The organism is Bacillus sp. NS1, assembly GCF_058248265.1.
This window is the reverse complement of the sequence record NZ_JBZAZF010000002.1, coordinates 559,154-580,968: the sequence shown is the minus strand read 5'-3', so window position 1 is coordinate 580,968 and position 21,815 is coordinate 559,154. Positions and strand designations below refer to the sequence as shown.

Annotated in this window: 24 protein-coding genes; 9 read left to right on the top strand and 15 right to left on the bottom strand. The window is 41.7% G+C overall.

Going from position 1 to position 21,815, the window contains the following annotated elements:
- Position 1: 1 nt before the first annotated feature.
- On the bottom strand, positions 2-1,840 hold the full coding sequence (typA, locus tag AC4CV5_RS08540; RefSeq protein ID WP_166853225.1) for a translational GTPase TypA: 1,839 nt from the start codon (positions 1,838-1,840) through the stop codon (positions 2-4).
- A gap of 112 nt (positions 1,841-1,952) precedes the next feature.
- Between typA and AC4CV5_RS08535 the strand changes: the two genes are divergently transcribed.
- The gene (locus AC4CV5_RS08535) at positions 1,953-2,141 is read left to right on the top strand and encodes a YlaF family protein (RefSeq protein WP_003221324.1); all 189 of its coding nucleotides are present in this window, start codon (positions 1,953-1,955) and stop codon (positions 2,139-2,141) included.
- Positions 2,142-2,413: 272 nt separating this feature from the next.
- Complete coding sequence (locus AC4CV5_RS08530; RefSeq protein ID WP_490922472.1) at positions 2,414-3,025, top strand: hypothetical protein; 612 nt, start codon at positions 2,414-2,416, stop codon at positions 3,023-3,025.
- A gap of 40 nt (positions 3,026-3,065) precedes the next feature.
- Here AC4CV5_RS08530 and ylaD read toward each other — a convergent pair whose 3' ends face one another.
- From ylaD to AC4CV5_RS08510, 4 genes are read right to left on the bottom strand one after another with little or no spacing between them, the layout of a single operon-like run.
- Complete coding sequence (gene ylaD, locus AC4CV5_RS08525; RefSeq protein ID WP_166853229.1) at positions 3,066-3,359, bottom strand: anti-YlaC sigma factor ylaD; 294 nt, start codon at positions 3,357-3,359, stop codon at positions 3,066-3,068.
- Positions 3,356-3,877 carry an RNA polymerase sigma factor YlaC gene (ylaC, locus tag AC4CV5_RS08520; RefSeq protein ID WP_248602764.1) on the bottom strand — a complete coding sequence of 174 codons (522 nt, stop codon included), beginning with the start codon at positions 3,875-3,877 and terminating at the stop codon, positions 3,356-3,358. Before ylaC ends, ylaD begins: the two co-directional genes overlap by 4 nt.
- Positions 3,877-4,146, bottom strand: a complete 270-nt coding sequence (locus tag AC4CV5_RS08515) for a hypothetical protein (protein WP_166853231.1) — start codon at positions 4,144-4,146, stop codon at positions 3,877-3,879. The genes ylaC and AC4CV5_RS08515 overlap by 1 nt, the downstream gene beginning before the upstream one ends.
- Positions 4,136-6,076, bottom strand: a complete 1,941-nt coding sequence (locus AC4CV5_RS08510) for a hypothetical protein (RefSeq protein WP_490922469.1) — start codon at positions 6,074-6,076, stop codon at positions 4,136-4,138. The genes AC4CV5_RS08515 and AC4CV5_RS08510 overlap by 11 nt, the downstream gene beginning before the upstream one ends.
- A 287-nt stretch (positions 6,077-6,363) precedes the next feature.
- Between AC4CV5_RS08510 and nprE the strand changes: the two genes are divergently transcribed.
- A complete protein-coding gene (gene nprE, locus AC4CV5_RS08505) occupies positions 6,364-7,929 on the top strand; it encodes a neutral metalloprotease NprE (RefSeq protein ID WP_166853236.1) in 1,566 nt (521 codons plus the stop codon).
- 399 nt (positions 7,930-8,328) lie between these two features.
- Positions 8,329-9,243 (top strand): class I SAM-dependent methyltransferase, encoded by a 915-nt coding sequence (locus tag AC4CV5_RS08500; RefSeq protein ID WP_456520935.1) that lies wholly within the window; start codon positions 8,329-8,331, stop codon positions 9,241-9,243.
- A 75-nt stretch (positions 9,244-9,318) separates the two neighbouring features.
- Here AC4CV5_RS08500 and AC4CV5_RS08495 read toward each other — a convergent pair whose 3' ends face one another.
- From AC4CV5_RS08495 to AC4CV5_RS08485, 3 genes are all read right to left on the bottom strand, one after another.
- On the bottom strand, positions 9,319-9,747 hold the full coding sequence (locus tag AC4CV5_RS08495) for a GNAT family N-acetyltransferase (RefSeq protein WP_326221106.1): 429 nt from the start codon (positions 9,745-9,747) through the stop codon (positions 9,319-9,321).
- 25 nt (positions 9,748-9,772) lie between these two features.
- Positions 9,773-10,570 carry an inositol-1-monophosphatase gene (suhB, locus tag AC4CV5_RS08490; protein ID WP_166853240.1) on the bottom strand — a complete coding sequence of 266 codons (798 nt, stop codon included), beginning with the start codon at positions 10,568-10,570 and terminating at the stop codon, positions 9,773-9,775.
- Between the two features lie 138 nt (positions 10,571-10,708).
- Positions 10,709-10,897 carry a YkzI domain-containing protein gene (locus AC4CV5_RS08485; protein ID WP_166853242.1) on the bottom strand — a complete coding sequence of 63 codons (189 nt, stop codon included), beginning with the start codon at positions 10,895-10,897 and terminating at the stop codon, positions 10,709-10,711.
- A gap of 238 nt (positions 10,898-11,135) precedes the next feature.
- On the opposite strand from AC4CV5_RS08485, the gene AC4CV5_RS08480 reads away from it, so the two are divergent.
- On the top strand, positions 11,136-11,774 hold the full coding sequence (locus tag AC4CV5_RS08480) for a YktB family protein (RefSeq protein WP_222142764.1): 639 nt from the start codon (positions 11,136-11,138) through the stop codon (positions 11,772-11,774).
- Between the two features lie 32 nt (positions 11,775-11,806).
- Here the strand turns inward: AC4CV5_RS08480 and AC4CV5_RS08475 are convergent, their stop codons facing one another.
- Positions 11,807-12,073 (bottom strand): UPF0223 family protein, encoded by a 267-nt coding sequence (locus tag AC4CV5_RS08475; RefSeq protein WP_166853246.1) that lies wholly within the window; start codon positions 12,071-12,073, stop codon positions 11,807-11,809.
- A gap of 184 nt (positions 12,074-12,257) precedes the next feature.
- Here AC4CV5_RS08475 and speA point away from each other — a divergent pair, with 184 nt between their 5' ends.
- On the top strand, positions 12,258-13,730 hold the full coding sequence (gene speA, locus AC4CV5_RS08470) for an arginine decarboxylase (protein ID WP_166853248.1): 1,473 nt from the start codon (positions 12,258-12,260) through the stop codon (positions 13,728-13,730).
- A gap of 33 nt (positions 13,731-13,763) precedes the next feature.
- Here speA and AC4CV5_RS08465 read toward each other — a convergent pair whose 3' ends face one another.
- Positions 13,764-13,883 (bottom strand): GapA-binding peptide SR1P, encoded by a 120-nt coding sequence (locus AC4CV5_RS08465; RefSeq protein ID WP_222142763.1) that lies wholly within the window; start codon positions 13,881-13,883, stop codon positions 13,764-13,766.
- A gap of 419 nt (positions 13,884-14,302) precedes the next feature.
- Here AC4CV5_RS08465 and slp point away from each other — a divergent pair, with 419 nt between their 5' ends.
- Positions 14,303-14,677, top strand: a complete 375-nt coding sequence (gene slp, locus AC4CV5_RS08460) for a peptidoglycan-associated lipoprotein Slp (RefSeq protein WP_166853250.1) — start codon at positions 14,303-14,305, stop codon at positions 14,675-14,677.
- Between the two features lie 44 nt (positions 14,678-14,721).
- On the opposite strand, the gene lpdA is transcribed toward slp, so the two are convergent.
- From lpdA to AC4CV5_RS08435, 5 genes are all read right to left on the bottom strand, one after another.
- A complete protein-coding gene (gene lpdA, locus AC4CV5_RS08455) occupies positions 14,722-16,134 on the bottom strand; it encodes a dihydrolipoyl dehydrogenase (protein ID WP_166853252.1) in 1,413 nt (470 codons plus the stop codon).
- Positions 16,135-16,138: 4 nt separating this feature from the next.
- Positions 16,139-17,467: a pyruvate dehydrogenase complex dihydrolipoyllysine-residue acetyltransferase gene (gene pdhC, locus AC4CV5_RS08450; RefSeq protein ID WP_003222290.1), complete on the bottom strand. Its 1,329-nt coding sequence runs from the start codon at positions 17,465-17,467 to the stop codon at positions 16,139-16,141.
- Between the two features lie 114 nt (positions 17,468-17,581).
- Positions 17,582-18,559: a pyruvate dehydrogenase complex E1 component subunit beta gene (pdhB, locus tag AC4CV5_RS08445; protein ID WP_014113660.1), complete on the bottom strand. Its 978-nt coding sequence runs from the start codon at positions 18,557-18,559 to the stop codon at positions 17,582-17,584.
- A gap of 3 nt (positions 18,560-18,562) precedes the next feature.
- Complete coding sequence (gene pdhA, locus AC4CV5_RS08440) at positions 18,563-19,678, bottom strand: pyruvate dehydrogenase (acetyl-transferring) E1 component subunit alpha (protein ID WP_003222294.1); 1,116 nt, start codon at positions 19,676-19,678, stop codon at positions 18,563-18,565.
- A gap of 422 nt (positions 19,679-20,100) precedes the next feature.
- A complete protein-coding gene (locus tag AC4CV5_RS08435; protein ID WP_166853253.1) occupies positions 20,101-20,772 on the bottom strand; it encodes a YkyA family protein in 672 nt (223 codons plus the stop codon).
- 212 nt (positions 20,773-20,984) lie between these two features.
- Between AC4CV5_RS08435 and AC4CV5_RS08430 the strand changes: the two genes are divergently transcribed.
- Positions 20,985-21,137, top strand: coding sequence for a YjcZ family sporulation protein (locus tag AC4CV5_RS08430; RefSeq protein ID WP_003222298.1), 153 nt, complete (start codon positions 20,985-20,987; stop codon positions 21,135-21,137).
- A gap of 109 nt (positions 21,138-21,246) precedes the next feature.
- Positions 21,247-21,801 (top strand): peptide deformylase, encoded by a 555-nt coding sequence (gene def / locus AC4CV5_RS08425; protein ID WP_373923526.1) that lies wholly within the window; start codon positions 21,247-21,249, stop codon positions 21,799-21,801.
- The last annotated feature ends 14 nt before the right edge of the window (positions 21,802-21,815 follow it).

Here is a 21,815-nt window from a genome sequence, read left to right as displayed (position 1 = left end):
ATTAAGACAATCCTGCTGTTTTTTTCTTTTTAGCCGCTTTTTCACGTTCATTTTTATTGAGGATTTTCTTTCTTAAACGGATGGATTCAGGCGTTACTTCACAGTATTCATCTTCGTTTAAGTACTCTAGAGATTCCTCAAGAGACATGATGCGCGCTTTTTTAATTGTAGTTGTCTGATCCTTTGTTGCAGAGCGGACGTTCGTCTGCTGTTTCATTTTGCTGACGTTAACAACAAGGTCGTTGTCACGGTTATGCTCTCCAACGATCATTCCTTCATATACTTCAGTACCAGGCTCAACGAAGATGACACCGCGGTCTTCAATTCCTTGAATACCGTAAGATGTCGCTTTTCCGTTTTCCATTGATACAAGCACACCTTGGCGGCGTCCGCCGACTTGGCCCGCCTGCATTGGCTGGTAGCTGTCAAACGTATGGTTCAGAATACCGAATCCGCGTGTTAATGATAGGAACTCTGTAGAGTACCCGATCAATCCGCGGGAAGGAACTGTAAAGATGAGACGGACTTGGCCGTTTCCATTGTTGATCATATCGATCATTTCGCCTTTGCGGGCACCCATTGATTCCATAACTGAGCCTGTATGCTCTTCCGGAACATCGATTTGTACACGCTCAACAGGCTCACAGCGTACGCCGTCGATTTCTTTGATGATAACTTCAGGTTTTGAAACTTGAAGCTCATAGCCTTCACGGCGCATATTTTCAATTAAAATTGACAAGTGCAGCTCACCGCGTCCGGAAACAACCCAAGCATCAGGAGAAGCTGTTGGCTCAACACGCAAACTCACATCCGTCTGAAGCTGAGCCTGAAGACGCTCTTCGATTTTGCGGGCCGTTACATATTTGCCTTCACGTCCTGCAAACGGACTGTTATTCACGACAAATGTCATTTGAAGTGTCGGTTCATCAATGCGAAGCACTGGAAGCGGATCTTGATGGTCTACAGGACATACCGTTTCACCAACGTTAATATCTTCCATGCCGGAAACCGCTACGAGGTCTCCTGCTTTTGCTTCTTCAATTTCCACACGCTTTAAGCCTTGGAAACCGAAAATCTTTGTTACACGGAATGACTTAGCCGTTCCGTCAAGCTTCATAAGAGAAACCTGCTGACCGACTTTCATCGTGCCGCGGAATACGCGTCCGATTCCGATACGGCCTACATAGTCGTTGTAGTCAAGGAGGGCAACTTGGAATTGAAGCGGCTCCTCTTCATTATCAACAGGTGCCGGAACATGCTTAATAATGGTTTCATATAAAGCTTCCATGTTTTCATCCTGCTGTTTCGGATCAAGACTCGCTGTTCCATTAATCGCGGAAGCATATACCACTGGGAACTCGAGCTGCTCTTCATTGGCATCAAGCTCAATGAACAGATCAAGAACTTCATCGATAACTTCCTCAGGACGAGCAAAGTCACGGTCAATTTTGTTCACAACAACAACCGGGTTCAGGTTTTGCTCAAGAGCTTTTTTCAGAACGAAACGAGTTTGAGGCATACAGCCTTCATATGCGTCAACGACAAGCAGTACGCCGTCAACCATTTTCATAATCCGTTCTACTTCTCCCCCAAAGTCTGCGTGTCCAGGGGTATCCAAAATATTGATGCGTGTATCTTTATAGTTAATCGCAGTATTTTTCGCCAAAATTGTAATGCCGCGTTCGCGTTCAAGATCATTAGAGTCCATTGCGCGTTCAGCAACCTGTTCGTTGGCACGGAACGTACCAGCCTGGTGTAAAAGCTGATCGACTAGAGTCGTTTTCCCATGGTCAACGTGGGCAATAATCGCGATGTTGCGAAGATCATTTCGAAGTTTCACTTTTTCATCTCCTAATAAAATTAGATAACTTTCATATTATACCACACATCCTCTTTAAAAGCGTCACGTTTTTCTGTAAACTTAATATAAGACGTAAAAGGGGATGGAAAATATGAAAAAAATGAATTGGCTTTTACTATTATTTGCATTTGCAGCAGTTTTCAGTATTATGCTGATCGGCGTCTTTATCGCTGAAAAAAGTGCTGCAGGCATTATCGCCAGCATTGTGCTTGTTTGCGCTGTTATGGGCGGCGGATTCACATTAAAAAAGAAAATGCGCGAGCAAGGCTTGCTTGATTAAAAGCATTGCCCCGCCGGCGACATTGTAATCAAAAAACACCGCAAAGAAAGCGGTGTTTTTCATTTCATTAAGTCTTATCTCCCCTGTTTCTTAGTCGGGAAGATGCAAAACAGCATTTGTACATAGACAATCGTTCTAACTATGACACATGCGACCGGCAAAAAGTAGTTCGGCAACGATATACATAAAATACTATTTAACCCATTCTTCCGACTCCAATCTATCCCTATAATGGAATTTGTAGCACAATTCATAAAAGGGAGAGAAGAAACATGAAGAAAACATTTGTAAAAAAAGCGATGCTAACGACTGCCGCAATGACCTCAGCTGCTCTATTCACGTTCAGCCCTGATGCAGCCAGCGCAAAAACAATGGTTGATAACAACACTGTTCATGTGCAGCATCAGACAATCACAAACGAAGATCTCAATACATTCATTGATATATTAAATCAATGTATATACGAACAAGACGGTGTGTATTATTTTGACAGCGAAAAAGCTGTCGAGTTAGGAATGACAAAGGAAGAGGCTCAAGTAATCGCAACACTCTGGGAGTCGACATCAGAATTTTTCAGCATTGTTTCACAATGTGTGTATCTCGAGGATGGAAATTACAAATTTGATACAGAAAAAGCAGTTGAACTTGGCTTCACAGAAAAAGAAGCACTTGCACTTGAACAATTTTTCTCCGCTGCTTCCTTAAAGATACACATTCTTCAAGCAGCCATTGTATTACAAGACGGTGTGTACAGCTATGATAAAGATGCAGCGGTACAAGCAGGTGCGACACCTTTGCAAGCTGATGTTTATGAAAAACTATTCAGTGCTCTATCACAAGAACAGCTTGCCGCCATCTACGACATGATTCATCCTCAAGCTTAATTTAAAAAAGCGCTTGTCCGAATCGGACAAGCGCTTTTCTTTATATCAGAAGTTTGATGATCAGCATCACGGCAACCGCCGCTCCAAACCAGCAGGCAGCTTTCATGATCAGTAATCCATAGTACCTCTGTTTAAAACGCAGTTCTTCTTCCGGCAGAAAAGCCTCCTCAACGGCCTGTTCGCTTTCCAATTCAAATGGCTCAGCCATCGTGTTATACATGTCTCTGCAGCTGCTACACATTTTTAAATGCTCTTCTATAACGTGTTCCGTTTCTCTTTTACAATCACCTTCAAGATACAGAGGAAGCAGGTCTCTTACTAGAAAGCAGGTCATATCCGCTCCTCCTCTCTACTTTTCGTCATGTTTTTCTTTAGCTCTAATCTAGCCCGGTGCAATGTGGTTTTCACCTTAGAAAGACTCCATCCTAATATCTCAGCGATTTCTTCATAAGAAAGCTCTTGGAATTCTCTTAAAATCAAAACAGATTGATGCTGATCCTTTAACTGCAGAAGCTCCTGCCTTAGGGTTTCGCTTTTCACCGTCCGTGACAAATACTGTTCAGGCTGCTCATAAGTTGTTTGCGTTAACCCTTCATTTTTGCTGATATCAGTAAATTGGTATTTGACATCTCTGCGGTACCAATTGATAAAGGTATGATGCGCAATGGTGTAGAGCCATGTTCTGATAGAAGAATGCCCCCTAAACGAAGCCAGACCGTTAAGAGCTTTCACAAACGTGTCCTGTGCTAAGTCCTTGGCTGTTTCAAGGTGATGAGTCCTTCTGAATAAATAATTTGTAATTTCTTGATAATACTGCCGATACAAGTCCTCAATGGAATCCCTATGCTTCATTAAAAGTAAAACCACACCGTCATCCAAATGGCCAATAAAATGAAACAGATATACATGGAAGACAGGTATACTTTCATATATCTTATTTGGCTTTCTTCTTCAGCACCGAGGCTTCTCTTTAAACAAGTTTTACTCTTTAAGTCTTCCGCATTCTTTTGAAATAGGGACTCATGCTGTTTCATCCATTCCATTGATTCATCCTCTAGCTCTCCATCTTTATACAGGTCGTATAAGTCTAAAAAAACAGACTCTTTTTCCTTATGATTCATAAAGACTTTTCACCTCTTGTGTTTCTCCATCCACTACATAGGCATCATGGCGATTTGAACCAAACGGCTGAATAATGATCAGCCATGCATAATGCCGTTCATCCCCTCTTTGAACGATAATCGGACGCATACGCTTTTTGTAAATAACATCCTGATATGCAGAAGCTACTTTTTCGTAAGCCAATGTACCATTACGATACGTATAGGGGAATGACTGATCAGGTGTATCGCTGTATACATAAACGTTTAGCTGACCTTGATCTTCAAAAAACTCATATGTTTTAGAAGAATCAGTATACATTACCAAGTCACTCTTCCTGCTTTTTTTCTTCATTTCTGATACATCGGCATCGAAGACCGTTAATACCTGCCGCTGAAGCTGGCTGTTAGTCAGTGAAATTTCCTTTTTGATTGGAATCGAGAGACTGTGTAAACTACCGGATTCCCCCTTAAATTCCAAAACAACTCCTTCCTTTGTTTCAACTCTCACCATGCTTCCGAGCAGGCTGTCGCTTTCAATATCAGTGATCTGATAAGGCTGTTTTGATATGTTCAGCGCTGTAAACATTTGTTCCATTTTGTCTTGAATGTCTTGTTCTGTTATATGAACATGCAGAAGAGAGTCAAGCTGATAAATCGAAGGATCTTCACTAAAACCCATTAAGGTTTCCTTTTCCCAATAAAATACCGCGCCATTATCAGCATTATTTTTTTTATGAAGTTGATTTTTCAGGTATATACGTACGACTGTCTGGCCGTCCTCATTAGAGACCTTTGTTTCGATATGCTCCTTATGTAACACACGTCCATGTCGCTCAAGGAAAGCGATGGACTTTCGCTTGTACTCCTGATTCGTTAGCTTTTTCCCATGCGCTTTTTGTAAGTATTCATAATTACGAATCAGCTGCGATACTTCATCTACCTCAGCTTTATAACCTTTGCTTTCAAATGAGTAGAAATAATGCACATCCATGTTTGTATCGTGCAAATACAATGTCTCATCCGTAGGAAAAAATGACTTCAGTATCTGTTCCGCTTTTTCTGATGAAATGTGCTCCCCGACAAAATTGAATGAATCATGGACATTTATCGGTTTTGATACAGCGAAAGCAGCCGTTCCTATGTTATATATCGGATTTAAGAGAGGGACAAAAAACACCATGACAGCCATCGGCAGCCACTTATTCACACGCACATAAACCTTTCCTGACTTTTGGAACAGATGATAGCTCATCAAAAATCCCGCCATTGTTAAATAAATCGTGTATGGCATTACTGCACCATAATCTTTTGAGATTTGATTGGGATATGGCGCAAGCAGCAAGACAAGCAGTCCGATAATCAACGTATAAAATAAACCTAGTAATATCTTATTCGTTCTCCAATACAGCTTGAAAAACACTACATTCAACACAATGGGAAGAGTAATGATGAAAAACAGAAACACAAATGCAATCGGTTCCATCCCATCCCGATATTCCTTCCAATACGAAAAGAAACTGAATATCATTTGTACGATCGGCAAACTGACAACGGCAAGATCGAACGTATAAAACATACCTTTTCCGCCATGATCACGAAGCACCAGCATATAGTGAAAAGCAGTCAGCAGCACATATCCGTATAACAAAAAATGCAGCAGCGGCAACAGTTCATTTCCGTCCTCTCTTAAGTAAGCGCTGGTGAAGTTTGTTGATTGCACCTGGTGAATAAGTTCAACAGACACTCCCGCCAGCAGCACAATCCGCAATATAACACCCGCCAAGAACATTGTGCGCTGCCGGTTTATTTTGGGATGATGCACCAAAAGATATAAGACTGCAATAACAACAATTGACCATTGAATCAGCAAGGTGCCTTGTCTGCTTAATATAAAATAACGTTCAAAATGCAATACATAATGACTGAATAACTCCAACACGAACAACAATCCTTTACTTCTTATTAAGGCCTCATTTGGGTAGACAGCCGGCTTCTCAAAAAGTTTCAATAAGAAACAAACATTTCTCTCTTCCCCTTGATATGTAAAAAGGCACAACACTTACAATAAGCCATCACATGACACTTGACTCATGTTGATATTATTCAGCAAAAATAAACACAGGACAATTCTATCAATTTTGTCTAGTTATGTTAGTTTTTGTTGAGTATTCCAGAGTGCTAGTTTAATATAACAATATAAAGATTTTTCAGTATTTTCAAAAAGGGGGATTTATTGTGGGTTTAGGTAAGAAATTGTCTGTTGCTGTCGCTGCTTCGTTTATGAGTTTGTCAATCAGCCTTCCTGGTGTTCAGGCTGCTGAAAGTCATCAGCTTAAAGAGAATCAAACAAATTTCCTCTCCAAAAACGCGATTGCACAATCAGAACTTTCTGCACCAAATGACAAAGCTGTCAAACAGTTTTTGAAAAAGAACAGCAACATTTTCAAAGGTGACCCTGCCAAAAGGCTGAAGCTTGTTGAAAGCACGACTGACGCCCTTGGGTACAAGCACTTTCGATATGCACCTGTGGTTAACGGAGTGCCTATTAAAGATTCACAAGTGATCGTTCACGTTGATAAATCCGATAATGTTTATGCGGTGAATGGTGAATTACACAATCAATCTGCTGCAAAAACAGAAAACAGCCAAAAAGTCTCTTCTGAAAAAGCGCTGACACTTGCTTTCAAAGCCATCGGCAAATCACCAGACGCTGTTTCTAACGGAACGGCCAAAAACAGCAATAAAGCCGAGTTAAAAGCGGTAGAAACAAAGGACGGCAGCTATCGTCTTGCTTACGACGTGACGATTCGCTATATCGAACCTGAACCTGCAAACTGGGAAGTCTTAGTTGATGCTGAAACAGGCAGCATATTAAAACAGCAAAACAAAGTAGAACATGCTGCTGCCACTGGAAGCGGAACAACGCTAAAGGGCGCAACCGTTCCTTTGAACATCTCTTATGAAAGCGGAAAATACGTTCTAAAAGATCTTTCAAAACCAACAGGCACTCAAATCATCACATATGACTTGCAAAACAGACAAAGCCGCCTACCGGGAACACTTGTCTCAAGCACAACAAATACATTCACATCTTCATCACAGCGGGCAGCCGTTGACGCTCACTATAATCTCGGTAAAGTGTACGATTATTTTTATTCGACATTTAAACGGAATAGCTATGATAACAAAGGCAGTAAAATCGTTTCTTCCGTCCACTACGGCACTCGGTACAATAATGCTGCATGGACAGGAGACCAAATGATTTACGGTGACGGCGACGGTTCATTTTTCTCTCCGCTTTCCGGCTCATTAGATGTGACAGCACATGAAATGACACATGGCGTCACTCAAGAAACAGCCAACCTGATTTATGAAAATCAGCCGGGGGCATTAAACGAATCTTTCTCTGACGTATTCGGGTATTTTAACGATACAGAAGACTGGGACATCGGTGAAGACATTACAGTCAGCCAGCCTGCTCTCCGCAGCTTGTCCAATCCGACAAAATACGATCAGCCTGACAATTACGCCAATTACAGAAACCTTCCAAATACAGATGAAGGCGATTATGGCGGCGTACACACAAACAGCGGAATTCCAAATAAAGCCGCTTATAATACCATTACAAAGCTTGGTGTCTCTAAATCACAGCAGATCTATTATCGTGCGTTAACAACGTACCTCACGCCTTCTTCGACGTTCAAAGATGCAAAGGCAGCTCTTATTCAGTCTGCTCGTGATCTTTACGGCTCAACTGATGCCGCTAAAGTTGAAGCAGCCTGGAATGCTGTTGGATTATAATATTAGTAAAAGCCTGAGATCCCTCAGGCTTTTTTTCGTTACATGTCTTGGTTTCTCTCTTCAGCATAATCATTCCAGCGAAAGATGTGAACACAGTCGCAAGCGTGCAGTACAGAGGAAGCGGCAATACAGCCTTCCCCACTCAGCGTATAGACGCAAAAACAGCCGCAAGCCAACACTGCAGCATACAATAGTGATCCGCGAATTTGTCAGGATAAGGGGAGATGCTTCCGGCAGACACTTGACTCATGGGAAAATATATGAAGATTCCACGAACGATTAAAGAACAAAAGAATTGACAAAAATTTTTATTTGTGCTATAATTTACTATTAATCTATTTGTATGTATAATAAGATTCTCCTGGCCAGGGGAATCTTTTTTTATTGGAGGATCATTTCATGAGGAAAAATGAGTCCAGCTTAACGTCTTTGATTTCAGCTTTTGCCCGTGCATATCACAGCCGATATGACACGCCTCTCATTTTTGATGATTTTATTGCAAAAGATCTCATTAACGAAAAAGAGTTTACCGGCATCAGTGAGAATATGATCCAAGGAATATCATTTTTCAACAAAGAGATCGCCGAACGCCTGCACAATGATCCTAAAGACATATTAAAATGGGTTACACAAATCCAGCTGTCGCCCACACCTTTAGCACGTGCTGCGTATTGCGAAAAAGTCTTACATCATGAATTGATGCTGGGAACAAAACAGTATGTCATTCTTGGGGCCGGACTGGATACTTTCTGTTTTCGGCATCCTGAATTGGAAAACAGTTTACAAGTTTTCGAGGTTGATCATCCGGCTACACAGCAATTCAAAAAAGATAAGCTGAAAAATGCAAATTTGACAATTCCGGGACATCTTCACTTTGTTCCTATGGATTTCACCAAAACATTTTCGTATCAGCCTCTTATAGATGAAGGATTTGAAAACACAAAAACATTCTTCAGCCTTCTGGGAGTGTCTTATTATTTAACGAGAGAAGAAAATGCAAGCTTGATCAGAAATTTATTTTCTCATGTCCCATCAGGAAGCTCTATCGTTTTTGATTATGCGGACGAAACACTATTTACAGCAAAAGGAACGTCAAATAGAGTTGAACATATGGTGAAAATGGCTGCCGCAAGCGGAGAACCGATGAAATCGTGTTTCACTTATCAAGAAATTGAAAATCAGTTAGAGTCATCAGGTTTACTGATCTATGAACATCTATCACCAGACGATATTAATGACCAATTCTTCAACAATCGAACAGACGACTTGTCAGCGTTTGAAACGATTCATTATATTCATGCGGTGAAAAAATAATTTTTTATTATCAGAGCCTCTCAATTTTTCGGGAGGCTTTTTACGCTACTGGCATATTAAAATAAGCTGCCGTCATCATACGGCAGCTTTTGCTAAAGGCTTCACCAGGATCATAAATAGTTTGCCTTTCTCATCTTTTTCCGTTTTCAGCTGTTCAAAGCCGCATTGGCTCAAAAACAGTATCCATTCACTGCGGTCAATTGGAACTGCCGCAAACATCGCTTTATGTTTGGCACTGAGCATTTTGCTAATCTGTTCAATGATCATTCTCGCATGTCCCTTTTTTTCTTCAGCCGGGGCAATCAGCACTGTTCCAAGCCACGGCTTTCCGTTGGAGGGCGCCCACTCGAGATGATAGCTGACGGCAACAGGCTGACCGTCTTTTTCCCATATAAGCCATGACCCGTTGTACATGGAGTAGGAGATCATATAGCTTTCTGCATCTTTCTCCCCAAACTCCTCCTCTTTCCATACAGGATGAGCTTCCGCGAGCTTCTCTAACAAGCAGAGATCGTCCTGTTCAAATGGCCTACTTTCGAGCATGAAGATACTCTTCAAATATCGTTTTATGTATGGATGGATTTCCGGCCAGCACACTGTGATTTTCTAAAAAGGTAAACGGCTCTCCCTCTACGGTCGTATAGATGCCCCCAACTTCATTTAACAGCACACAGCCAGCTGCATAATCCCATGGCGCAAGCCGCATCGTGATGTAAGCATCTATTCTTCCCGCCGCGACATTTGCCAGCTCTAAAGCAGCAGAACCGTAGGAGCGTGTGCCTCTTACTCTTTTTACAAGGGGCGCTAACACACTTGGATCAATTCTTCTGTTTTCCGTTATCCATGTCGCATTAATGGCAAGAATCGCTTCTTCAATGGCGGTTTCTTTTAAAGGAGCCAGCTTCGTTTCATTCATATAAGCTCCTCTGCCGCTAAATGCGTGATACAGCTCATCATGCACCACATCATAAATTAAACCGATTCTTCCTTCTCCGTTTTCAAAAATTCCAATTGAAATTGCAAAATTTCTTTGCTGATGCACAAAATTCATTGTTCCGTCAATCGGGTCGATAATCCAGACGACTCCCTCCAGTGAGTGGAGTTTGTCTCCTTGTCCTTCTTCGCCGAGTATGCGGTGTCCCGGAAACGTTTCTTGAATGCGTTCAATGAAAAACTTTTCCGTTTCTTTGTCAATATTGGTGACTAAATCATTCGGATTTGATTTCGTTTCAATTGTCAGGCTTTCGTTCATAGATTGTTTTATTCTCGTGCCTGCTTCTCTAACCCATTTCTTTGCAATCTCATCAATTTCCGTCCAATTTGTCATACGTGCGTACCTCTCTTCTATGTAGACCTTTATTTTATAGGATACTGATAACGGCGGTGAAAAAGCAAGGAAAATGAAAAATATCCCTTCTCATGTAAAAACGAACCATTCATGCGGTTCGTTTTCACTATCGCTTTTTTACCCGTTAAGACGAATCCATTCTTTTCTGAGTCGCTCAAGTTTGTTTTTGCTTTGTTCCATCTGTTCTTCGTTTTCTGTTTGCATTGCTTCATACAGGGTTGCCAGCTCATAATCAACCTCTAGTCTCCAGACAGCTACACGATTGTTTTTCTCTTCCTTAAATCCCTCTTTTACTACTTGCCTCATTGTCTTTCGCCCCTTCCAGAGATCATTTGTTTGTAAAAAGCATCCCATTTTGCCATTCAACAATGATTACTTCTTATATCGTATGATTGTTCTATTTACGCGTAACATGATTCTGAAAATTGTGTGTTTACCTATTCGTTTATTACCACATTTCCCCTTTCTTCAAACGCGCTCAATCTTTTTGACGCTCGTATGAACTGTGATAAAATATGTTTACTTAGCATGAAGGAGGAAGGTCATGACACAAATGCGTTTTACGGAAGAAGACTTTAACACATTTACAATAGAAGGCTTAGACGCGCGCATGGAGGTATTAAAAGAGACGGTTCGTCCAAAGCTTACAGCTCTAGGCGAACATTTTGCCCCAACTTTATCAGCTTTAACCGGAGATGAAATGTTTCCTCATGTGGCAAAGCACGCAAGAAGATCCGTCAATCCCCCTGCTGACAGCTGGGTGGCATTCGCAAACAGCAAAAGAGGCTATAAAAAACTGCCGCATTTTCAGATAGGTTTATGGGAAAGCCACGTATTTGTGTGGTTCGCGATTATTTATGAATCCCCTATCAAAGAAGAATACGGAAAGTTGCTTGAAGCGAATCAGGAAACCATTACTAAGAATATCCCTGACAGCTTCGTTTGGTCCGCAGATCATACAAAACCGGGAGTACATAAGCAGTCTGAAATGGACAAGGAACAGCTGAAGACGCTGTTTGAGCGTTTGCAGACTGTAAAAAAAGCTGAGCTGTTATGTGGCATCCAACTTCAAAAAGAAGAGGTGCTGGATATGAATAACCAGGAATTCCTTCAGCGTATTGATGATGCCTTTAAGCAGCTTGCTTTTCTGTACCGTTTCACCCAAAAAGTATCACAAGTATGAAAAAGAGCCGGGGTACCCCCCGGCTCTTTTTCTTACATCTTAATCTTCGCCTGCTCAGATTCTCTCGCCTGTTTGACCGTGCGATAAGGAGAGTATGTACTTTGTTCTTCAAACTCGCCGCATATCTTTTTTTCCTCGGCCTTTCCAGGTACAATTTCCTTAAAACGGCGGTAAGCTTTAAGCAGTTCTTCACGATCTGCACCTTTTTCATATGCAAGCTCAACCTGCTGGAAAAACGCGATCACATCCACTGCTTCTTCGGTTGTCCAATCTTCATTCATCGGATATTGGTATTCCATTTTCTTCACTCCTTATAGATTTGCTTCCCTTAAGAGAAAGCATCTTCATTTGATCATAAATTGTTCTTTACATTCTTTCAAGTTCATAATATAATTCATTTGTTTTACGTCTAAAAAACGGTTGAGAAACTGATTTTAATACACACTATTATGCATAGGTATGATTACAAAGGTGGGAAAACAATTGTCGCAACATGAAACACCCTTATACACAGGACTGAAAAAGCATGCAAGCAGACAGCCTGTTCAATTCCACATTCCCGGCCATAAAAAAGGGGCAGGAATGGACCCAGAATTCAGACAATTTATCGGTGAAAACGCGTTAAGCATAGATTTAATCAATATTGAACCATTAGATGACCTGCACGCGCCAAAAGGCATTATTAAACAGGCACAGGATCTGGCGGCTGAAGCATTTGGCGCAGACCACACATTTTTTTCTGTTCAAGGAACAAGCGGCGCCATTATGACAATGGTGATGGCTGTGTGCGGACCTGGAGATAAAATTATTATTCCTAGAAATGTGCACAAATCAATTATGACAGCTATTGTATTTTCTGGAGCGATCCCAATCTTTATTCATCCTGAAATTGATAACGAGTTGGGCATCTCCCACGGCATTACACTCGAATCTGCCAAACGGGCACTTACCGAGCATCCAGATGCAAAAGGGCTTCTCGTCATCAACCCGACATATTTCGGTGTTGCAGCTGACTTAAAAAGCATCGTAGAACTCGCTCATTCGTTTGATGTGCCAGTGCTTGTTGATGAGGCACACGGCGTTCACATTCATTTTCACGACGAATTGCCGCTTTCAGCCATGCAGGCAGGAGCAGACATAGCAGCGACCAGTGTACACAAGCTGGGCGGATCACTGACGCAAAGCTCTATTTTAAACATGAGAGAGGGCCTTGTATCCAAAGACAGAGTGCAATCCATTCTGAGCATGCTGACAACAACATCAACTTCTTATTTGCTTCTCGCCTCTCTGGACGTTGCCAGAAAACGCCTTGCGACAGAAGGCCATCAGCTCGCCGAGGAGACACTGAAGCTTGCCAACAAGACGAGAGATCGCCTCAATCAGATTGAAGGCATTTATTGTGTCGGTTCTGAGATTCTTGGTTCAAAAGCAGCTTACAGCTATGATCCGACAAAATTAATTATCTCTGTTAAAAACCTTGGACTCACAGGTCATGACGTTGAAAAATGGCTTCGTGAATCCTTTAATATTGAAGTTGAGCTTTCTGATCTGTACAATATTTTGTGTATTTTCACCCCTGGTGACAGCCAAAATGATGCAGACCGGCTTGTAGAGGCTTTAACAGAGATTGCACATCATATGTCAGAAAAAGATGTAACACATCAGCAAACTGAAGTTCTTCTCCCGGAAATTCCTTTATTGGCAATGACTCCGCGGGATGCTTTCTACGCAAATACAGAAGTCATCCCTTTAAAAGAAGCATCTGGACGGATTATCGCTGAATTTGTCATGGTATATCCTCCTGGTATTCCAATCTTCATTCCAGGTGAAATTATTACAGAAGATAACATCAGCTACATTTTCAAGAACCTTGACGCAGGTCTCCCTGTTCAAGGACCTGAAGACTCAACTTTAAACATGATCCGGGTCATCAAAGAACAAAAAGCGATTCAATAAAAAAAGCATGCGGCTCAGGCCGCATGCTTTTTATTACTCTTCATCAATAGGACATTGACATTGTCCGCAGCATGTTCCGTATAATGTAGTCACTTTCTCATCTTCAAAGTAATGAATGGCTTCGTTGCAATCTTGGCAAACAATTGTACCCATCTGTCATTCCCCATTTCTTTGAAATTTGAAAACGCTTAATTTCTTTTGTTGTTATTATATTAATATGTCACATTTAAAATGTCAACAACAAACTGTATAACACATTTAATTTAGATTTCGTTATATATAGCGTATTTTTTCATTTTTCTCATATGATATTTCCTTCATGCAGCAGCGTTAATCGATACATATGCCAAAACACATAACATAATCTCATGTTTTCTTGAACTTTTATGAAAGAACGCAGCAATAAATTCTATATACCCCCAGATTGCTATTTTAAACGATGGATAAAAAATGTAATCTCACTTTAAAAACGGTTTCAATTATATAACAATTAGGTAACAAGGAGCAGATTACGCTGTCTCTCATGATAAACTAAAGCTAGTTTATTTTTGTTTAAACAGAGGAGAAGATAGATGCGATATCGCGCGGTATTCCCCATACTGATCATAGTATTTGCTTTATCGGGCTGTACGCTTTCCACCATCAATCCGGTGAAAAAAAGCCGGATTGACAACATTCATCATACACAAATCCTGTTTTTTTCTGATGAGAACCAAATTGATCAGGAAGCGCCATATTACGATGCACTGCTTGATTTAGAAAAGGACTATCCCGAGCAAATAGATAAAATGAAGGTCTATGATAACAAAGAAGGCTGGGAAAATGAGATTGAAACCGTCCCTACCCTTATGGTTGTTGATCAGCGCCATGTCGTGGTGAAAATCGAGGGATGTGTGAAAAAGAAAGAAGACATTATTAAACCATTGCAGCATGTGCTGTCAAAATAAAAAAACAGCCCTCGCTTTAAGCGGGGCTGTTTTTGATATGAGCATTATTTTACGATGTGAATCGGGCTTCCGATTGCCACTTCAGCAGCTTCCATTGTGATTTCTCCCAATGTTGGGTGAGCGTGAATTGTCATCGCGATATCTTCAGCAGTCATACCGCCTTCGATCGCTAAGCTTAATTCAGAAATCATATCAGAAGCACTTGCGCCGGCGATTTGCGCACCGATCACAAGACCGTCCTCTTTACGAGTGATCAGCTTCATGAAGCCGTCTGTTTCGTTAAGAGAAAGCGCACGGCCGTTTGCTGCAAATGGGAATTTAGCAGCAACAATGTCAAGACCTTCTTCTTTCGCCTGTGCTTCAGTGTAACCAACTGATGCAAGTTCAGGCTCAGAGAAGACAACCGCAGGAATACCAAGGTAATCGATTTCTGCAGGCTCTCCAGCGATAGCTTCTGCTGCGATTTTACCTTCGTAAGATGCTTTGTGAGCAAGCGGCGGTCCTTCGATGATATCACCGATTGCATAAATGTTAGGGACGTTTGTGCGGCACTGTTTGTCAGTTTTCACGACACCGCGGTCCGTCATTTCAATACCGACTTGCTCAAGACCAAGCTCATCAGTGTTTGGACGGCGTCCTACTGTAATCAGTACGTAGTCGGCATCAACAGTTTTTTCTTCGCCTTTTACTTCAAAAGTAACCGTTACGCCGTCGGGTCTTTCTTCAACGCCTTTAGCCATCGCACTTGTATGGATTTCAACGTTGCCTTTTTTCTTCAGTCTGCGTGTAACAAGAGAACTCATTTGTTTTTCGAAACCAGGAAGAATTTCATCTCCGCCTTCAAGAATAACTAGCTCAGTACCAAAGTTAGCATATGCAGTTCCAAGCTCAGTTCCGATGTACCCGCCGCCGATAACAACGAGCTTTTTAGGAATTTCTTTAAGAGCCAAAGCGCCTGTTGAATTCAGGACACGCTCACTATATTTGAAGTTTGGCAATTCGATAGGACGAGAACCAGTTGCAATAATTGCATTTTTGAACGTGTATGTTTGAGCAGAGTTCTCATCCATAACACGAACTGAATTGCTGTCTACAAAGTAAGCTTCACCTTTTACAACATCTACTTTGTTGCCTTTAAGAAGACCGGCAACACCGCCAGTAAGTTTGTTTACAACAGAAGCTTTCCATTCTTGAACTTTTGTGAAATCAACTGATACGTTCTCAGCAGTGATCCCCATGTCGTCAGAATGCTTTGCATTCTCATAACGGTGGCCTGCATTGATCAGCGCTTTTGAAGGGATACATCCAACGTTTAGACAAACGCCTCCAAGAGTTGCTTTTTCAACGACTGTTACTTTTTGTCCAAGCTGTGCAGCGCGGATGGCAGCTACATAGCCGCCAGGTCCCGCACCAATTACAAGAGTATCTGTTTCAATAGGGAAATCTCCTACTACCATAACATTACGCCTCCATTAAAATTAATTGTGGATCGTTCAGTAAACGCTTGATGTGATTTAATGCATTTTGCGCAGTTGCTCCGTCGATCATACGGTGGTCGAAGCTGAGAGAAAGAGCTAAGACTGGAGCTGCTACGATTTCGCCATCACGAACAATCGCTTTTTCTGCAATGCGTCCGATACCAAGAATCGCAACTTCTGGATGGTTGATAACCGGAGTGAACCATTGTCCGCCGGCAGAACCGATGTTTGTAATTGTGCAAGATGCGCCTTTCATTTCAGCTGGAGCAAGCTTGCCTTCACGAGCTTTTGTTGCAAGGCCATTGATCTCATCAGAAATTTCAAAGACAGATTTACGATCTGCATTTTTTACAACCGGTACAAGCAAGCCTTTTTCAGTGTCAGCAGCGATACCGATGTTGAAGTAATGTTTTTGGACTACTTCTTCTGTTTTATCGTCAATTGACGTGTTTAAAACAGGGAATTTTTTCAGTGCAGATGTAAGAGCTTTTACAACGTAAGGCAAGTAAGTCAGCTTGATTCCTTGATCAGCAGCAACCTGTTTGAACTGTTTACGATGTGCAACAAGGTTTGTTACGTCCACTTCGTCCATTAACGTTACGTGAGGAGCTGTGTGTTTAGAGTTAACCATCGCTTTCGCAATTGCTTTACGGATACCGCTCATTTTTTCACGTGTTTCTGGGAATTCGCCCTCTGGAGCTGGTGCAGCAGCCGGTTTAGCAGCTGTTTCTTGTGGTGCAGCTGTTTCTTGCGGTGCAGCTTCTTGTGCTCCTCCGTTTACAAAGCTGTCGATATCTTCTTTTACAACACGTCCGTTGTTGCCTGAACCTGTTACTTTACGGATGTCTACGCCTTTTTCACGAGCATATTTACGTACAGAAGGCATAGCGATCACGCGTTTGTTCGGGTCAACTTCAGCTTGATCCTGCTGTCCTGCGCCAGTTGCTTTTGCAGGCTCTTGAGCTTGCTCTTCTTTCGCAACGTCTTGTCCAGCTTCTGCTGTAGACTGAACTTGTGCTTCAGTTTTCGCATCATCTGACTCTTCGCTGCCTTTAAATTGAAGGTCTTCGTAACCAGGTGCATCAAACGTAATGATCGTTTGTCCAACGGTTGCAACCGTTCCCTCTTCAACTTTTAATTCTAATACTTTTCCTTTAACAGGTGAAGGAATTTCTACTACTGCTTTATCATTTTGGACTTCAGCCAGTACATCATCTTCGTCTACCTCATCGTTAGGCTTGACAAACCATTTTACGATTTCGCCTTCGTGGATACCTTCCCCGATATCTGGAAGTTTAAATTCAAATGCCACAGTTCTCGACCTCCTAGTTTGATTAAGCAATTTTAAAGTTACATCGTAAGCATTGAAAACAGATATATAATAGAGGGAAAACGTTCATCTTCCCTCTCGATTTATGCAGTTTGATTAAAATTCAAGTACTTTTCTTGCTGTTTCAAGAACATCTTTATGGTTTGGAAGCCATACGCTCTCCGCTTGTGAGAAAGGAAATACTGTATCAGGTGCAGCCACGCGAAGTACAGGAGCTTCCAAGCTCAAGATCGCACGGTCATTAATTTCTGCTACTACGTTTGCAGCAATACCGGCTTGTTTTTGTGCCTCTTGAACCACAATCGCGCGTCCTGTTTTTTCTACAGATGCGATGATTGTATCAATGTCAAGCGGGCTTACAGTGCGAAGGTCGACAACTTCAGCAGAAATGCCGTCTTTTTCAAGCTCCTCGGCAGCTTTTAATGATTCATGAACCATTGCGCCGTAAGTGATGATTGAAAGGTCAGTACCTTCACGTTTCACGTCAGCTTTGCCAAGCTCAATTGTGTATTCTTCTTCAGGAACTTCCTGACGGAAAGAACGGTAAAGCTTCATGTGCTCTAAGAAAACAACAGGATCATTGTCTCTGATCGCAGAGATTAAGAGTCCTTTGGCATCATAAGGAGTTGATGGAATAACAACTTTGATACCAGGCTGTTGTGCAACAAGACCTTCTAAGCTGTCAGCGTGAAGCTCAGGAGTATGAACACCGCCGCCGAACGGAGAACGAATGGTTACAGGTGAAGTCCAGCGACCGCCAGAACGGTAGCGCATACGAGCCATTTGGCCAGAAACTGAATCCATTACTTCGTAAACGAATCCGAAGAATTGGATTTCCATTACCGGACGGAAGCCGTTTAAGCCTAAACCAAGGGCAAGACCGCCGATACCAGATTCAGCAAGTGGCGTGTCAAACACACGGTCTTCACCGAATTCTTTTTGCAATCCTTCTGTCGCACGGAATACGCCGCCGTTAACACCAACGTCTTCTCCGAAAACTAAGACATTTTCGTCATTTTTCAGTTCTGTGCGTAACGCATCCGTGATTGCTTGAATCATTGTCATTTGCGCCATGGCTTACTTCGACTCCTTCTGTGTATAAATTTCAAATTGCTCCTCAAGGTTGTGAGGCATTTTTTCGTACATGATTTTCATTAAATCAGTTACTTTTTGCTTCGGCTCAGCATCAGCTTTTTTGATTGCTTGTTTAATTTCTTCTTTCGCATCCTCAATTACTTTTGCTTCTTCTTCTTCAGACCATAAGCCTTTGTTTTCAAGGAACGCACGGAAGCGTACAAGCGGATCTTTTTGTTCCCACTCATTTTCGATTTCTTTTGTACGATATTTAGTCGGATCGTCACCAGCCATTGTGTGCGGGCCGTAACGGAATGTAAGTGTTTCAATCAATGTCGGGCCTTCGCCATTGATTGCGCGCTCGCGTGCTTCAGCAGTTGCAGCGTATACAGCAAGCGGATCCATTCCGTCTACTTGTACGCCGACAATACCTGCAGCTACAGCTTTTTGTGCAATTGTTTCAGCCGCAGATTGTTTTTCAACCGGAGTTGAAATCGCGTAGCGGTTGTTTTGTACTACGAAAATTGCAGGTGCCTTATAAGCGCCGGCAAAGTTAATTCCTTCGTAGAAGTCCCCTTGTGAAGCTCCGCCGTCACCAGTGTAAGTGATTGCGACAGCTTTTTTACCGCGTTTTTTAAGACCTAGCGCAACACCGGCAGTTTGAATGTATTGAGCACCGATAATGATTTGTGGAGAAAGGGCATTCACATCATCAGGCATTTGGTTTCCTCTGAAATGTCCGCGTGAGAAAAGAAACGCTTGATATAATGGAAGGCCGTGCCAAATTAACTGAGGCACATCACGGTATCCAGGAAGTACAAAGTCTTCTTTTTCAAGCGCGAAATGCGTTGCAATCTGAGAAGCTTCTTGACCCGCAGTAGGAGCGTAGAATCCGAGACGTCCTTGACGGTTTAATGAGATAGAGCGCTGATCAAGCACACGCGTAAATACCATGCGGCGCATTAGCTCTTTTAATTGATCATCTGTTAAATCAGGCATCGCCGCTTCATTCACGACTTCTCCCTTTTCATTTAAAATTTGGAACGTTTCGAACTGCTTCTTAATGGCATCAAATTGCTTTTTACTATCAACGATAGCTTTTTTCGTTTTTGCAGCCATACTAAGTCACCTCTTCCTTTCTTTTAAACAGTCATTAGACGTGCATTCCTTTTATACATACAAACTTAGGGTACCCTAAAGTATTAGCAGTAAGTCGTATATATTTTAGCCGATCCCCAGTTTGCCAAAACCTTTTATGTAGGATAGTTACACTCTGCTTTGAACTGTATTATTTCGAAGTTGTAAAAAACTAATACAACACCGCTTAACATGGATTAGTTTACACCAAATAAAGAAGAGCCGTCAATCGTTTTCATCGCTGATTTTCAATAAATGTATTCGCTTTACATTTTCAATAAAAAAACAGATGGCGGCTGTATTCAAAACTGTACTAGTATACACCATCATACTGTACTACAATAGAATTGAAAATTTTGAACGAAATTGGCGTCGCGTTTATTTAAAAAAAGAGCTGTTCAAAGTCAGCTCTTTTTCACGCGATAGCCTGCAGCATCATATAGATCTTCCCGGGCATTATTATATTTTTCTGTTTGTTCATTAAACTCTCCGCTATATTTAAGGACCTTTTCATAAGAAGTATTGACTTTATCGATCTGCTTGTCCAGATCATCTCGTGTCAAGTCTTTATCTTTCAGCTGCATATACAGCTTTTTATTAAGCTGAAGCGCTTTTTTATATTCTTCATACATGGAGCCATATGATGTATATCTTTTCTCCATATGGCTTGCTGCGGCATCAGCCTTTTCTTTTATGTGTTTATCCTTAATTTGTTCAGCAGACGTTTTTGCTTCTTCAAATTCCGTTTCGGATTTTTTGATGCTGTCATTTTCAATCTTCAGATGTTCTTCGCGCTTGCTGACATTTTCTAGCGCCTCGTTAGATAAAGCAACAATTTTTTTGTAATCATCCATATTGAGCTTCATAACATCATCGTAAAGCTGATTTTCCTTCGCCTCTAATTTTTCGAGCGTTTTCTGTTCTTCTTGAAACGGTTTTTCCGATTCCGCAGCTTTTTCTAATGAATGGTGAAGTGAATCAACCGGGTCCTGTCCCATGCATCCTGTTAATATCAGTGTCATCGCACAAAAAGCTCCGATTTTCATTCCAGGCCGCCGTTTTTTTGCATCTTTCACGTTAAATCCCCCAATCATGACAATTTCTACTATAGAATCCATGGGGACGTTTGGCAATAGCTGTACTGTATGAGACAGCTCAGAAATCAAATCAAAAAAGTGAAAAATCAGGACAGATGACCATACAACTTTTTTGTTTTTACATAGGTTATAGTAGACGCTATGCCTACTTCTAAAGGCTCTGGCGTAATTAAAAGAGGAGGTTTTGTAATATGTATGGATATGGTTACGGCGGAGGCTGCTGCAGTTATGGTGGTTACGGATATGGCGGATATGGATATGGCCGCACTTTTGCGCTAATCGTTGTTTTATTCATTCTGTTAATCATTGTCGGTGCTGCTTATTTAGGCGGAGGCTGTTGCTAATTACACAGCTTGAACTTGACCAGCCATCTACGGCTGGTCATTTGTTTCGTTGCACCTTTGTGAAGAAATCCGATATAATTTACATATTAAGCTTTAGGAGTGAAGTTTCTTGATTACTATGGAAAACATCGTACGTGACGGCCATCCAGCCCTCCGAGAGACAGCCGAGCCTGTTGAGCTGCCTCCGACTGATGCAGAAAAACAGCAGCTGGCCGACATGATCGAATTTGTGAAGAACAGCCAAAATCCGGAATTAGCCGAAAAATACAAGCTGCGTCCAGGCGTAGGGCTCGCAGCTCCTCAAATTAATATCAAAAAACGAATGATCGCTGTTCATGCGGAGGATGCTTCCGGTAAGTTATACAGCTATGCTTTGTTTAATCCTAAGATCGTCAGCCATTCTGTTGAAAAAAGCTACTTAACAAGCGGCGAGGGCTGCCTGTCTGTTGATGAAGCGATTCCCGGTTATGTTCCCCGCTATGCTCGCATTAGAGTAAAAGGAACAACCCTTGAAGGCGAAAACATCGATATCCGTTTAAAAGGATTTCCGGCTATTGTATTTCAGCACGAGATTGATCATTTGAACGGCGTTATGTTCTATGATTATATTGATAAGGAGAATCCTTTCAAAGAACCTGAAAATGCAATCGCGATTGAGCGCTAAAAAGAAAAACGGCT